Source organism: Promicromonospora sukumoe 327MFSha3.1, assembly GCF_000385135.1.
In the GTDB taxonomy this organism is placed as follows: domain Bacteria; phylum Actinomycetota; class Actinomycetes; order Actinomycetales; family Cellulomonadaceae; genus Promicromonospora; species Promicromonospora sukumoe_B.
Genome location: NZ_ARQM01000010.1, coordinates 1,287,081 through 1,301,288, shown reverse-complemented (window position 1 = coordinate 1,301,288; position 14,208 = coordinate 1,287,081). Strand labels below are relative to the sequence as shown.

At 73.0% G+C, this 14,208-nt stretch carries 9 protein-coding genes; 3 read left to right on the top strand and 6 right to left on the bottom strand.

The features are described 5' to 3' along the window. Positions 1-2 precede the first annotated feature (2 nt). Together H291_RS0109540 and H291_RS0109535 are read left to right on the top strand one after the other, a co-directional pair. Positions 3-1,892 carry an ABC transporter ATP-binding protein gene (locus H291_RS0109540; RefSeq protein WP_033326486.1) on the top strand — a complete coding sequence of 630 codons (1,890 nt, stop codon included), beginning with the start codon at positions 3-5 and terminating at the stop codon, positions 1,890-1,892. A 40-nt stretch (positions 1,893-1,932) separates the two neighbouring features. Beyond that, positions 1,933-2,856, top strand: a complete 924-nt coding sequence (locus H291_RS0109535; RefSeq protein WP_020014762.1) for a cation diffusion facilitator family transporter — start codon at positions 1,933-1,935, stop codon at positions 2,854-2,856. Positions 2,857-2,888: 32 nt separating this feature from the next. Here H291_RS0109535 and H291_RS0109530 read toward each other — a convergent pair whose 3' ends face one another. From H291_RS0109530 to H291_RS0109505, 6 genes are all read right to left on the bottom strand, one after another. Continuing rightward, positions 2,889-5,726 carry a tetratricopeptide repeat protein gene (locus tag H291_RS0109530; RefSeq protein WP_020014761.1) on the bottom strand — a complete coding sequence of 946 codons (2,838 nt, stop codon included), beginning with the start codon at positions 5,724-5,726 and terminating at the stop codon, positions 2,889-2,891. Between the two features lie 210 nt (positions 5,727-5,936). Then, a complete protein-coding gene (rpsA, locus tag H291_RS0109525; RefSeq protein WP_020014760.1) occupies positions 5,937-7,412 on the bottom strand; it encodes a 30S ribosomal protein S1 in 1,476 nt (491 codons plus the stop codon). Positions 7,413-7,629: 217 nt separating this feature from the next. Next, entirely contained in the window at positions 7,630-9,435 is a 1,806-nt protein-coding gene (locus H291_RS0109520; RefSeq protein WP_020014759.1) for a dipeptide ABC transporter ATP-binding protein, read from the bottom strand. After that, positions 9,432-10,334: an ABC transporter permease gene (locus H291_RS0109515; protein ID WP_051109464.1), complete on the bottom strand. Its 903-nt coding sequence runs from the start codon at positions 10,332-10,334 to the stop codon at positions 9,432-9,434. The genes H291_RS0109520 and H291_RS0109515 overlap by 4 nt, the downstream gene beginning before the upstream one ends. Positions 10,335-10,390: 56 nt before the next feature. Further along, complete coding sequence (locus tag H291_RS34495) at positions 10,391-11,398, bottom strand: ABC transporter permease (RefSeq protein ID WP_020014757.1); 1,008 nt, start codon at positions 11,396-11,398, stop codon at positions 10,391-10,393. Positions 11,399-11,521: 123 nt separating this feature from the next. Next, positions 11,522-13,168, bottom strand: a complete 1,647-nt coding sequence (locus H291_RS0109505) for an ABC transporter substrate-binding protein (RefSeq protein WP_026365580.1) — start codon at positions 13,166-13,168, stop codon at positions 11,522-11,524. A gap of 204 nt (positions 13,169-13,372) precedes the next feature. Here H291_RS0109505 and H291_RS0109500 point away from each other — a divergent pair, with 204 nt between their 5' ends. Continuing rightward, complete coding sequence (locus H291_RS0109500; protein ID WP_020014755.1) at positions 13,373-14,176, top strand: class I SAM-dependent methyltransferase; 804 nt, start codon at positions 13,373-13,375, stop codon at positions 14,174-14,176. Positions 14,177-14,208 lie beyond the last annotated feature (32 nt).

The following is a 14,208-nucleotide window of genomic DNA, read 5'->3' as shown; positions in this document are numbered from 1 at the left end:
GCATGCACGGAGGCGGTGGGAGCATGGGCGGCGGCCGCACGCTGCGGTCGTTCACGCAGGACGAGTCCGTCACCCGGCAGCGCCTCGGCTGGCCCACCCTGCGCCGGATCGTCTCCTTCGCCCGCCCCTACCGTGGCCGGCTCACCCTCTTCGTGCTGATCCTGGCCCTGGAGGCCGCCGCGGGAGCGGCCACGCCGCTGCTGTTCCAGCGGCTCATCGACCACGGGATCACGGCGGGCGACACGCGCCTGGTGGTGCTGCTGGCGGGCGCCGCCGCCGGGCTCGCGATCGTGGCCGCGGGCCTGTCCGTGGCGGACCGGCTCGTGTCGTCCCAGGTCGGCGAGGGACTCATCCTCGACCTGCGGGTCGCCGTCTTCGACCACGTCCAGCGCATGCCGCTCGCGTTCTTCTCCCGCGCGCGCACCGGGGCGCTCGTGCAGCGGCTCAACGGCGACGTGCTCGGGGCGCAGCGCGCCTTCACCTCGACCCTGCAGACGGTCGTGTCCAACACGCTGACCATCGCGTTCACGCTCGGCGCGATGTTCACCATGTCGTGGGAGCTCACCCTGGGCGCCCTCGTGCTGGTCCCGCTGTTCGTCCTCCCGGCGCGCTGGTTCGGCCGCCGCCTGGCCGGGCTGACCCGCCGGGGCATGGAGGTCGACGCCGACCTGGGCCAGGTGATGAACGAGCGGTTCAACGTGTCCGGGGCGCACCTCGTGAAGGTGTTCGGCGACCCCGACGCCGAGTCCGAGCGGTTCGCCGGCCCCGCCCGCGAGCGCCGGGACATCGGGGTGCGGACCGCGCTGTTCGGCACGTGGTTCCGGGTGGGGCTGGCCACCATCGCGTCGCTGGCCGTGGCGGGCGTCTACGGGTTCGGCGGCCTGCAGGCCATCGCGGGCGAGCTCACCGTCGGCACGGTCGTGGCCCTGGCCACGTACCTGACGCGCCTGTACGGGCCGCTGACCGCGATGGCGAACGTGCAGGTGGACGTGATGACGGCGCTGGTCTCGTTCGAGCGGGTCCTGGAGGTGCTGGACCTGGAGCCGTCGGTGGCCGAGCGGCCGGACGCCGCCGACCTGCGGGCCGCCGTGGCCGCCGAGGGCGCCTCGGTCTCGCTGAGCGGCGTCACGTTCCGCTACCCGCGGGCCGAGGACGTGTCGCTCGCGTCCCTGGAGTCGGTGGCCGCGCAGCGCAAGGACCCGACCACGGACACGCTGCACGACGTGAGCTTCGACGTGCCGGCGGGGTCCATGGTGGCGCTCGTCGGCCCGTCGGGAGCGGGCAAGACGACGGTGTCGCAGCTCGTCAGCCGCATGTACGACCCGACCGCCGGCGTGGTGCGGATCGCCGGGCGGGACCTGCGGGACGTGACATTCGCGTCGCTGCGGGCCACGGTCGGCGTCGTCTCGCAGGACGCGCACCTCTTCCACGACACGGTCGCGGCGAACCTGCGGTTCGTCCGCGCGGAGGCGACCGACGCCGACCTGGAACGGGTGCTGCGGCAGGCGCGCATCTGGGACCTCGTCGACCGGCTGCCGGAGGGACTGGAGACCGTGGTGGGCGACCGCGGCTACCGGCTCTCGGGCGGCGAGCGGCAGCGCCTGGCGATCGCGCGGCTGCTGCTGCGGGCGCCGGACATCGTGGTGCTCGACGAGGCCACCGCGCACCTCGACTCGGAGTCCGAGGCGGCTGTGCAGGTCGCGCTCGACCAGGCGCTGGCCGGGCGGACGTCGCTGGTCATCGCGCACCGGCTGTCCACGGTGCGCGCGGCGGACCGCATCGTGGTGCTCGACGACGGACGGGTGGTCCAGTCCGGGACGCACGCCGAGCTCATCGCGGCGGGCGGCCTGTACGCCGACCTGTACCGGACGCAGTTCGCCGAGGCCTCCTGACGGGTTCTGGACCGGGCGCGCCACGGGCCGGGCTGGGAGGATGGAGGGCGTGGACTCCCACGACCACCAGCACCTGCCCGACGGCGGCCGCGGCCGCCTGACCGCCGCCTTCTCGATCACGGCGGCGGTCCTGGTCGCGCAGGTGGTCGGGGCGCTGGTGACGGGCAGCCTGGCGCTGATCGTCGACACGGTGCACCTGCTCACGGACGCCGCCGGGCTCGCGATGGCGCTGTTCGCGGCCCGCCTGGCCCTGCGGCCGCCGTCGGCCCGCCGGACCTGGGGCTACCGCCGCGCCGAGGTGATCGCCGCGCTGGCCCAGGCGGGCGTGCTCCTGATCGTGGGCGTGTACGTGCTGGCGGAGGGCATCCTGCGGCTCGTCGCGCCGCCCGAGGTGCCCGGTCCCGAGCTGGTGCTCTTCGGCGTGGTCGGGCTGGCCGGGAACGTCGCCGCGATGGCGGTGCTGGCCGGACGCCGCACGGCGAACCTGAACCTGCGCGCCGCGTTCCTGGAGGTCGTCAACGACGCCCTGGGGTCGCTCGCCGTGGTGGTCGCGGCCCTGGTCATCACGTTCACGGGCTGGCAGCGGGCCGACGTCGTCGCGGGCCTGCTGATCGGCGCGCTGATCCTCCCGCGGGCACTCCGGCTGCTGCGCGAGACCGTCTCGGTGCTCCTGGAGTCGTCCCCGCCCGGGCTGGACCTCGACGAGGTCCGCGCGCACCTGCTGGAGCTCGACCACGTGGAGGACGTGCACGACATGCACGCGTCCCTGATCGCCACGGGCCTGCCCGTGCTGAGCGCGCACGTGGTGGTGCGCACCGACTGCTTCACCGACGGGCACGCGGCCCGGATCCTGGACCAGCTCCAGGAGTGCGTGGCCGAGCACTTCGACATCGCGGTGGAGCACTCGACGTTCCAGGTCGAGCCGCACACGCACGTGGCGCACGAGCACCCGCAGCACGCCTGAGCGACGCTGCCCCGCCGCCCTTCGGAGCAGGACTACCGGACGGTGGTCGGGTTGCGGATCGCGGCCTCGATGCGCGCCAGCACCGCCCGGGACCGCTCCAGCTCGGCGCGGTACCGCTCGGGCAGGTCGGCGGCGAGCCGGCGGCGCATCTCGACCGCCTCCCGCGCGAGCGAGAGGGCCGCGACGTTGTCGCCCGAGGCGCTCAGCGCGCTGGCCAGGTTGGAGACCGTGAGCGCCAGGTCCGGCCGGTGCTTGTCGGGGTTCTCCACGGCGAGCTGGCGGCGCATCGCGACGGCCTCCCGCATGGGCAGCAGGGCCTCGGTCGCCTTGTCGAGGTCGAGCAGCGTGGCGCCCAGGTTCGCGAGCGCCTCCGCGAGCCCCGTGCGGTACTTCTCCGGCTGGTCCCGGACCAGCCGGCGCAGCATGTCGACGGCCTCCTGCGTGGGTGGCAGCGCCTCCTCGAAGCGCCCGAGGTCCGCGTACCGCACGCCCAGGTTGGACAGCGACTGCGCGAGGTACTTCAGCGAGCGGGCGTTCCGGCGCGCGAGCCCCCGGCGGAGGCCGACCGCCTCCTCCTCGAGCAGCACGGCCTCGTCGAACCGGCCGCGCCGGGCATAGGTGACGCCGAGGTTGGACAGCGAGTGCGCGAGGTAGTGCAGGTACCGCTCGGGGTGCTCGCGGGCCAGGTCGCGCCGGATCTCCAGCGCCTCCCGCTCCAGCCGCAGGGCCTCGTCGGCGCGGCCCGTCGTGGAGTACAGGGCGCCCAGCGCGGAGAGGGCGGAGGCCAGGTCCGCCCGGGTACCGCGCGCGTTCTGGTCAGCGAGGCTCCGCTGGATCCGCAGGGCCTCGACCAGCACGGCGCCCGCCTCCTCGTACCGCCCGAGGGCCTCCAGGGTGGTGCCGAGCTGGCCGAGCGACCAGGCCAGCTCCCCCAGGTGCTCCGGCCGCTGCGCGGCCAGGCGGCGGCGGATCGCCACGGCCTCCGCGTTCGCGGGCAGGGCGTCCTCGGGACGGCCGCTCTCGGTGAGGGCCTCGAAGTTGCCGAGCACGGCGGCGACCCGCGGCTCGTACTGCACGGGGTCGCCCTCGGCGAGCCGACGGTAGAGGTCGAGCGCCGCACGCTGCGCGGCCTCGATCTCCCCCACCCGGCCCAGCTCGGTGTAGGACACCCCGGCGTTCTGCAGGGCCTGCGCGTGCTCGGCGTCGGCCCAGGGCCCGTCACCGGGCCGGAACTGGCCGCACAGGGCGATGACCTCCTCCTGCACGGCGAGGGCGTCGGCGTGCCGGCCGACCGCCCAGTACCCCGTGCCGAGGTTGTTCAGGGCCGTGCACAGCGGGGGCCGGTAGCGGTCCTCGTCCGCCCAGGCGAGGCCGCGCCACAGGCCAACGGCCTCCTGCAGCACGGGCACGGCGGTGTCGGGCTCCCCCTCCGCGACCAGCACGAGGCCGACGTCGCTCAGGGCCTCGGCGCGCGTGGCCTCGTCGCCCACCGCCCGGGCGAGCTCCGCGACGCGGTGCGTCAGCCGGTCCAGCACGGGCACCGCGAGCGGGCCCGACGAGCGCGGCAGCCGGCGCGTGACCCGCAGCAGCCCGGCCAGGTCGTCCGGCCCCTCGTCCGGCAGCGCGGCCGCCGCGGCCGCGATCAGCGCACCGGCGACGTCGCGCTCCGGGGCGGGCTCGACGGCGTCCTGGTCGGGGTCGAGGCCGGCCGGGCTGCTGGGTTCGGCCGGGGCCGGCCCGGCCGGCGCCGGCCGGTCCAGCCCCATCCCCGTGGCGAAGGCCAGCACGCCGAACGCCTCGTCCGGCCCCAGGTCGCGCGTGCACGCCTCGATCAGCCCGTCCTGCTCCGCGAACACCCGGGACACGAGCAGCTCGGCCAGGCGCGGCACCCCCAGCAGGTGGGCGCGGACCCAGGCGACGGCGTCCGCCGTCCGCCCGTCGGCGGGCCGCACGCCCGCGCGGCGCAGGGCCGCCCGCACGCCGGCCTCGGAGGTGTCCCCCACCAGGGTCGTCGTGGCCAGGGCCGCCTCCGCCGACCCGCCGGGGCCCGGCCCGAGCCCGGCCGCGGCGGCCGACGCCGCCCAGGACGCCCGCTCGTGGTCCAGCACCCGCTCCAGCGCCCGGGCCGGGTCCGCGGCCGGCCGCTCGTCGGCGCCGTCCAGGACCGCCGCGAGGGCCGCGGCCTGGAGGTCGAGCGCACGGGGCCGGTCGTCCGGTGACGGCTCGAACGGGACCTCGGGCACCGGCCGGCGCAGCACGCGCGCGAACCGGGCCGCCGCCGCGTCCAGGAGGGCGCGGTCGTCGTCCGACCGGTCGACCTCCAGCCCGAGCGCGGGCTCGGGGGCCTCCCGGTCCAGGGCGGGCTCCAGCGCCATCTGGGTGACCGACGGCGTCTGCCCCGCCCACAGCGTGCTGGTCCACCGCTGGCGGCGCCACCACTGGCCGCCGGTGCGCGCGGTGCACAGGACCCGCAGCCGGCCCCGGGCCCGCGTGGCCGCGACGGCGTCGAGCATCTCGGGCAGGCCGAGGCGGTGCCCGGCGTCGTCCACGACGAGCAGCACCCGCCGCACGGCGGCGACGTCGCGCACCGCGGCGACCTCCGCGCCGGGCGGCACGTGCACCACGGTCCAGCCGGTGCGGCGCAGCCTGCGGCCGAGCTCGAGCGCCAGGCGCGTCTTGCCGACGCCGCCCCGCCCGCACAGCAGCCGGAGCGCCACGGGCTCGCGGGAGCGCACCCACGAGCGCAGGTCGGCGAGCTCGCGCCCGCGGCCGGTGAACGGCACGACCTCGCGCTCGGGAGCCAGCAGGGCGGCCGGCCCGACGTCACGTGGCCCCGGGCTCCGTGCGTCGTCGGCTCCCGGTCGGCTCATGGGCAGTCATCCAACAGCACGGCTGAGCTCCTGACCAGCGCGCGCTGTGATACCAGCCGCGCCGACCAGACCAGCATCTTCGCAGGTCAGAGTGCATTTTGGCGGCAGACGGCCACCGTGGTCACCGCATCCCGAAAACAGCAGGGGCTGAAAACGGCGACGGCCCGCCGCCCCCCGAAGGGGCGACGGGCCGTCGGCGTTCAGCTCAGGTCAGTTGCCCGTGAGCTTCTCGCGAAGCGCGGCGAGCGCCTCGTCCGAAGCCAGCGTGCCACCGGCCTCCTCGGCCGGGGCCGAGGAGTAGCTGGTGCTGCCGCCACCGGCCGGGGCGGCCGGGGCCTCGGACGACGCCTCGGTGTCCGCGGTGAGCGCCTCGGCGACCTGCTTGCGGTGCGCGGTCCAGCGCTCGTGCGCCTTCGCGTACTCCGCCTCCCACGACTCGCGCTGGGTCTCGAAGCCCTCGAGCCACTCGTTGGTCTCCGGGTCGAAGCCCTCCGGGTACTTGTAGTTCCCGGCCTCGTCGTACTCGGCGGCCATGCCGTACAGCGCGGGGTCGAAGTCCTCGGACTCCGGGTCCACACCCTCGTTGGCCTGCTTGAGCGACAGCGAGATGCGGCGACGCTCCAGGTCGATGTCGATGACCTTGACGAAGACCTCGGCACCGACGGTGACGACCTGCTCCGGCAGCTCGACGTGGCGCACGGCCAGCTCCGAGATGTGGACCAGGCCCTCGATGCCGTCCTCGACGCGGACGAACGCACCGAACGGAACCAGCTTGGTGACCTTACCCGGCACGACCTGACCGATGGCGTGCGTACGGGCGAAGGTCTGCCACGGGTCCTCCTGCGTCGCCTTCAGCGACAGGGAGACACGCTCGCGGTCGAAGTCGACGTCGAGCACCTCGACGGTGACCTCCTGGCCCACCTCGACGACCTCGGACGGGTGGTCGATGTGCTTCCAGGACAGCTCCGAGACGTGGACGAGACCGTCGACGCCGCCGAGGTCCACGAACGCACCGAAGTTGACGATCGAGGAGACGACACCGGGGCGCACCTGGCCCTTCTGCAGGGTCTGCAGGAAGGTGGAGCGAACCTCGGACTGCGTCTGCTCGAGCCAGGCACGGCGCGACAGCACGACGTTGTTCCGGTTCTTGTCGAGCTCGATGATCTTGGCCTCGATCTCCTTGCCGACGTACGGCTGGAGGTCGCGGACGCGACGCATCTCCACGAGGGAGGCGGGGAGGAAGCCGCGGAGGCCGATGTCCAGGATGAGACCACCCTTGACGACCTCGATGACGGTGCCGGTGACGACGCCGTCCTCCTCCTTGATCTTCTCGATCGTGCCCCAGGCGCGCTCGTACTGTGCGCGCTTCTTGGACAGGATCAGACGGCCTTCCTTGTCCTCCTTCTGGAGGACAAGTGCCTCGACGGCGTCGCCGACGGCGACAACCTCGCCAGGGTCGACGTCGTGCTTGATCGAGAGCTCCCGGGACGGGATGACACCCTCGGTCTTGTAGCCGATGTCGAGAAGGACCTCGTCACGGTCCACCTTGACGATCGTGCCTTCGACGATGTCACCATCGTTGAAGTACTTGATGGTGGCGTCGATGGCAGCAAGGAAGTCCTCCTCGGTGCCGATGTCGTTGACGGCAACCTGGGGGGCGGACTTCGCAGGGGTGGAGATGGTCATTGAGTTCGATGCTCCGATGCGGACATGGCGTAGTACGGACAGGGTCTGTTGAGCTCTGCTTGTGCGGTGCTCGTGAGGTGCCGGTAGGTCGCCGGAAGGCGCACGGCACCGCCAGTTATCCTAGTGGCGCGGCAGCGGGCTGGTCAACGCGAGCCAGGGTGGCGCGGGCCGCACGGCCCACGCCACCCCGACCCGGTGGCCGGCCCGGGAACGGCCCTCAGAGGGCGAGCTCCAGGTCCTTGCCCGGGATCGCGTCGAGCAGGGTCCGTGTGTAGTCGGTGGCCGGCGAGTCGAAGACCGTGTCGACGGTCCCCTCCTCGACCACGCGACCCTGCTGCATCACCAGCACGCGGTCCGCGATCTGCCGCACGACGGCGAGGTCGTGCGTGATGAACAGGTAGGTCAGCCCCAGCTCGTCCTGCAGGCCGGCGAGCAGCTGCAGGATCTGCGCCTGGACCACGACGTCGAGCGCGGAGACCGCCTCGTCGCACACCACCAGCTCGGGCGACAGCGCCAGCGCGCGGGCGATCGCCACGCGCTGCCGCTGGCCGCCGGACAGCTCGGCCGGGAACCGCTGCAGCTGGCCCTTGCTCAGCGCCACCTGCTCGGCGAGCTCCTCGACGCGGGCCCGGCGGGCGGCCGCGTCCCCGTAGTCGTGCGCGCGCAGCGGCTCCTCGATCGCGCGGAACACCGAGTACAACGGGTCCAGCGACGAGTACGGGTCCTGGAACACGGGCTGCACCCGGCGCCGGTACGCGATCTGGTCCTTGTGCCCGCCGGCGCCCACCAGGCCGCCGTCGAACGTGATGGTGCCCCTCGTGGGCTTCTCGATGTCGAGGATCATCCGCGCGAGGGTGGACTTGCCCGAGCCCGACTCCCCCACCACGGCCACGGTGGAGCCGCGCGGGATGTCGAGGCTCACGCCGTCCACGGCGGTGAAGTCCTTGCTGCGGGACAGCAGGCCGCTGCCCCGGATCGTGAAGACCTTGCTCACGTCCTTGACCTGGACGAGCGCGTCGGACTCGGCCACCGTGCCGGCGGCCGCCTCCTCGCCCGGGGCCAGGAGGGCGTCGTCGAGCACGTCCTCGAGGCCGCGCTCGCGCGCGATCTCGATGCGCCGCGAGGCGAGCGACGGGGCCGCCGCCATCAGGCGCTTGGTGTAGTCGTGCTTAGGCGCGGTCAGGACCTGGCGGGCCGGGCCCTGCTCCACGATCTCGCCGTGGTACATGACCACCACGATGTCGGCCCGCTCGGCCGCAAGGCCCAGGTCGTGCGTGATGAGCAGCACCGCGGTGCCGAGCTCCTGCGTCAGCCCGGCGAGCTGGTCCAGGATGCCCCGCTGCACGGTGACGTCGAGGGCCGACGTCGGCTCGTCGGCGACCAGCAGCGCCGGCCGGCCGGCGAGGCCCATCGCGATGAGCGCGCGCTGGCGCATGCCGCCCGAGAACTCGTGCGGGTACTGGCCGGCGCGGCGCGCGGCGTCGGGCAGGCCGACCTCGTCGAGCAGCTCGACGGTGCGGGCGCGCGCGTCCCGCCGCGAGCGCAGGCCGTTGTCGATCAGGCCCTCGTCGATCTGCTGCCCGATCCGCATGATCGGGTCGAGGTTGGTCATCGGGTCCTGCGGCACGAGGCCCAGCTCGGTGCCGCGCAGCTGCGCCATGCGCTGCGCGGACACGTGGCCGAGGTCCTCGTCCTTGAACCAGATGTGCCCCTCGGCCACGGACCCGTTGCTGGCCAGCAGGCCCAGGACCGCCATGGCGAGGGTGGTCTTGCCGGAGCCCGACTCCCCCACGATCGCGACGGTCTGGCCGCGCCGGACGGTCAGGTTCGCGTTCGAGACGGCGCGCGCGGGGCCGTTCTCGGTCCGGAAGTCGACGGCGAGGTTCTCGACCCGCAGCACGACGTCCTCCGCCGCGGCGTCCGCCTGGGCGTCCGCGGGGGCGTCGGCCGGCGACTCGACCGGCGCGTCCACGGGGGCGTCCACCGGGCCGTCCGGCGTCTTGTTGTCAGCGATCTCGGTCATCGTCGGGTCCTGTTCCGGGGGTCGAGGGCCTCGCGCAGGCTCTCGCCCACGAGGGTGAAGCCGAGGGCCGTCACGGCGATGCAGATACCGGGCAGGATCGCCAGCCGCGGTGCGACCGCGAGCTCCTGCTGCGCGGCCGTGAGCATGCGCCCCCACTCGGCGGTGGACGGCTCGCCGCCGCCCAGGCCGAGGAAGGAGAGCGCGGCGGCCTCGATCACGGCGGTCGCCAGGGTCAGCGTCGCCTGCACGATGACGGGGCCCACGCTGTTGGGCAGCACGTGGCTCATCGTCACCGAGCGCCGGCTCAGGCCCAGCGCGGACGCCGCCAGCACGTAGTCCTGCCCGCGCTGCGCGAGCATCGAGCCGCGCAGCAGCCGGGCGAAGATCGGGATCTGCACCACACCGATGGCGACGATCACCGACATCGACGACTGGCCCGCGATCGCGGCGATCGACACGGCCAGGAGCAGCGACGGCACGGACAGCATCAGGTCCACCAGGCGCATCGCGCCGAAGTCGACCCACTTGCCGAACCAGCCCGCGAGCAGGCCGAGCGCCATGCCGCCGGCGAGGCCGAACAGCGTGGACAGCACGCCGACGAGCAGCGAGGCGCGCGCGCCCCAGATCAGCTTGCTGAGCACGTCGCCGCCGTAGCGGTCCAGGCCCAGGGGGTACTCGGCCGACGGCCCGGGGATCATCGTCGGGCGGACCAGCGCGCGGCCCGGCAGCTCGTTGGGCCCGTACGGCGCGAGCAGCGGCGCGAACAGCGCCACCAGCACGAAGACCGCGACGATGACGAAGCCGGCGATGGCGACGGGGTTCTTGCGCAGCGTGCGCCAGGCCCGCCCCCAGACGCCCTCGCCCGCGTGGTCGGCGCCGCCGGGGCCGTCGCCGTGGATGGACCTGCGCAGCGGCTCGGCCGCCGCGCCGTCGGTCACTGGAAGCTCGTTGGCACTCACTGCTGCCTCCTCAGCCGGGGGTCGATCAGCCCGTACGACACGTCGACGAACAGGTTCACGAGGGCGTACACGATGGCGATCATCAGGACGAAGCCCTGCATGACGGGGTAGTCGGCGTTGAACACGGCCTCGGCGAGGAACGAGCCGATGCCGCTGAACGCGAAGACGGTCTCGGTCAGCACCGCGCCCGACAGCAGCAGGCCGACCTGCAGGCCGATGGTCGTGAGCACCGGGAGCATCGAGTTGCGCAGGATGTGCTCGCCGCGCAGGCGGGAGGCCCGGATGCCCTTGGCCCGGGCGGTGCGCACGTAGTCGGCGTTCTGCACCTCGGACACGGCGGCACGCGTCATCCGCGCCACGATCGCCAGCGGGATGGTGCCGAGCGCGATGCCCGGCAGGATCAGGTGCACCAGCGCGTCCCATGCGGCGTCCCACTCACCGGTGAGCAGTCCGTCCAGCACGTAGAAGTTCGTCGGGTGCGTCGCGATCATCGTCGGGTCCTGCCTGCCCGTGGACGGGAACCAGCCCAGCTCCACGGCGAAGACGTACTTGAGGATGAACGCGAGGAAGAACACCGGCACCGTCACGCCGATCAGCGAGACGACGACCGACGAGTGGTCGATGAACGAGCCCGCGCGGCGCGCCGCGATGTAGCCCAGCGGGATGCCGATGCCGATCGCGATGATCAGGGCCACGATCGTCAGCTCGATCGTCGCCGGGAACCGGGTCAGGAACTCGTCGAGCACCGGGCGGCCGGTCCGCGTGGAGACGCCGAAGTCTCCCTGCAGCAGGCGGCCGAGGTACTTGAAGTACTGCACGTGGACGGGCTGGTCGAACCCGTACAGGGTGTTGATGCGAGCGACGGCCTCTGGTGTGGCCCGCTCGCCCAGCAGGGCGGTCGCGGGGCCACCGGGCAGCGCCCGGACCCACGCGAACAACAGCACCGACAGCCCTAGCAGCAGCGGTATCAGGAGCAGCAGCCGCTGCACGATGAGGCGGAGCATACGTATCCCTCGTGGGGTAACTCGAATGTCACGGACAGCGGTCGGGGCGCGGCAGGCGCCGCGCCCCGACCTGAGCAATTCACCCTAAGGCGTGATGCGCCCTAGGTATGTCATCCCGGTCACTTACTCCGTGAACGTGATGACGTTGTAGACCTCGTCCTGCACCGGCGAGACCGGGTAGCCCTGGACCTGCTCGGTGAACGCGAGCGACGGCACGGGGCTGGCCAGCGGCACGCCCGGCAGGAACTCCATCACGGCCTCGTTCGCGGCCTTGTACTGGGCCTCCTGCTGGTCGACCGGCGCGTAGCGGGCGTCGCCGAGGCTCTTGAAGAGCGCCTCGTCGTCGAAGCCCCACTCCGCCGACTCCGAGCCGAAGAAGGTACCGATGAAGTTGTAGGTGTCGTTGTAGTCACCCGTCCAGCCGAGCAGGTGCAGCCCGTGCTTGTCGCTGCCCTGGATGGTGTCGAGGTAGGTGGGGCTCCACGGCTCCGGCGTCGCCTTGACCGTGATGCCGACCTCCTCGAGGTCGGCCGAGATGGCCTCGTAGATGGCCGCGGCGTCCGGCATGTACGGCCGGGAGACGTCGGTCGGGTAGTTGAACTCGAGCTCGAGGTTCTCCTGGCCGGCCTCCTTGAGGAGCTCCTTGGCCTTCTCCTGGTCGAACTCGTACGTGGCGACGTCGTCGCTGTAGCCCGAGACGGTGGAGGGGACGAACTGCGTGGCGACCTCGGTGCCCTCGGGCAGCGCGGCGGCGACCAGCGCCTCCTTGTCGATCGCGTGGGCGATCGCCTGACGCACCTTCGGGTCGTCGAACGGCTTCTGCTTCTGGTTCATGCCCAGGTACAGGATGTTGAACGGGTCGCGGTTCAGGACCTGGTAGCCACCGTCCTTGAGCGCGTCGACGTCGGCGGGCGCGACCAGGTCGTAGCCGTCGATGTCACCGGCCTCGAGCGCCTGGCGGCGCGCGGTGCCCTCGGAGATCACCGTGAAGACGATGTTCTTGACGTCGCCGAACTCGCCCCAGTAGCCGTCGAAGGCCTTGAGGGTGACCGACTCGCCGGCCTTCCACTCGCCGAACTCGTACGGGCCGGTGCCGACCGGGTGACCGGTGGCGTACTCGGACAGCTCGGGAGCGTCCTCGGCGCCGCCGACCTCGTCCGCCTTGAACTCCTCGAGCGCCGTCGGCGACTGCATGGAGAACGACGGCAGCGAGAGCGCCGGGACCAGCTCGGGCAGCGGGCTCTTCAGCTTGACGACCGCGGTCGCGGCGTCGGACGCCGCGCACGAGTCGTACTTGCCGTTCTCGCCCTGCCCACCGAACACGTGCGTGTAGTAGTAGGACAGCGACTCGGACGCGGCCAGGCCCGTCCAGTTGGCCCACCGGTCGAAGTTGAAGCACACGGCCTCGGCGTCGAAGTCGGTGTCGTCCTGGAACTTGACGCCTTCCTTGAGGTGGAAGGTGTACTCGAGACCGTCGTCGCTGATGTCCCAGCTCTCCGCCAGCAGCGGGGCGGGGTCGGCCGTGCCCGGCTCGACCCCGACGAGGCCCTCGAAGATCTGGCGTGCGACCCGGAACGACTCGCCGTCACTGGCGAACGCGGGGTCGAGCGAGCCCGGGTCGGCGGAGGCGGCGAACACGAACGTGTCCTTGCCGCTTCCCTCGCCGCTGCCCTCGGCGTCCCGCTCGCTGGCGACACAACCACTCAGCGCGACTGCGGCCGCGGTCACCAAGGTGACGCCGCCCGCGAGGCGCGTAGCGCGTCGACGCATGGCACTCTCCTTCCTCGGGCGCTCCGGCGCATCCGGGTTCGGACGCGACGGGGCGCAGACTTTGGGGCTGACCTTAGGAGCCCTTTCGTTGCTTCCGTATTTCGCTCCGGCACCTGCAATCCAATCGTGACCCTTTTGTTACCGCTGTGTATGTGGTAATTGGCCGGGGCTTCACCCCGCCGTGCGAGCGGGGATGATGGGCCCGTGAGCACCGACGAGCCCGTGTCCTTCGGCTACCGCGACGTGTCCGACGACGGCGGCCGGGCCGCCCGGGGCTGGTGGGACGCCAACGCGGCCGAGTACCTCGACGAGCACCGCGACTTCCTCGGCGACGCCGGGTTCCGCTGGGGACCCGAGGGTCTGACCGAGGCGGAGGCCGGCCTGCTGGGCGACGTCGCCGGGCGCGACGTGCTGGAGATCGGCGCCGGGGCCGCGCACTGCTCACGCTGGCTGGCGTCGCGCGGCGCGCGGGCGGTCGCGACCGACCTCTCGGCGGGGATGCTGGCGGGGGCGGCGCGCCTGGACGCCGCGACCGGCGTCGTCGTGCCGCGGGTGCAGACCGACGCGCGGGCCCTGCCCTTCGCGGACGGCTCCTTCGACGTCGTCTTCACGTCGTTCGGCGCGCTGCCCTTCGTGGCCGACGCCGTGCGGGTGCACCGCGAGGCCGCCCGCGTGCTGCGGCCCGGCGGCCGCTGGGTGTTCTCCGTGACCCACCCGCTGCGGTGGGCGTTCCCCGACGACCCGACGCGGCACGGCCTGACGGCCAACCGCTCCTACTTCGACCGGCGCCCCTACGTCGAGGCCGACGCCGCCGGCCGGGTCCTGTACGCGGAGTACCACCGCACGGTCGGCGACCACGTGCGCGACGTCGTGGCCGCGGGCCTCCGGCTGACCGACCTGGTCGAGCCGGAGTGGCCGGAGTGGAACGACCAGGTCTGGGGCGGCTGGGGCCCGGAACGGGGCCGCTACCTCCCGGGCACGGCGATCTTCGTCACGCGCACGGACTGAGGTCTCGACAGGCTCGACCACCGGGGCCGGCG

Bases quoted from the DNA above. Each gene is read 5' to 3' on its own strand.
- H291_RS0109540 (WP_033326486.1), top strand. From the start codon at position 3: ATGCACGGAGGCGGTGGGAGCATGGGCGGCGGCCGCACGCTGCGGTCG.
- H291_RS0109505 (WP_026365580.1), bottom strand. From the start codon at position 13,168: ATGCGTCGACGCGCTACGCGCCTCGCGGGCGGCGTCACCTTGGTGACC.
- H291_RS0109530 (WP_020014761.1), bottom strand. From the start codon at position 5,726: ATGAGCCGACCGGGAGCCGACGACGCACGGAGCCCGGGGCCACGTGAC.
- H291_RS0109520 (WP_020014759.1), bottom strand. From the start codon at position 9,435: ATGACCGAGATCGCTGACAACAAGACGCCGGACGGCCCGGTGGACGCC.
- H291_RS0109535 (WP_020014762.1), top strand. From the start codon at position 1,933: ATGGAGGGCGTGGACTCCCACGACCACCAGCACCTGCCCGACGGCGGC.
- H291_RS34495 (WP_020014757.1), bottom strand. From the start codon at position 11,398: ATGCTCCGCCTCATCGTGCAGCGGCTGCTGCTCCTGATACCGCTGCTG.
- rpsA (WP_020014760.1), bottom strand. From the start codon at position 7,412: ATGACCATCTCCACCCCTGCGAAGTCCGCCCCCCAGGTTGCCGTCAAC.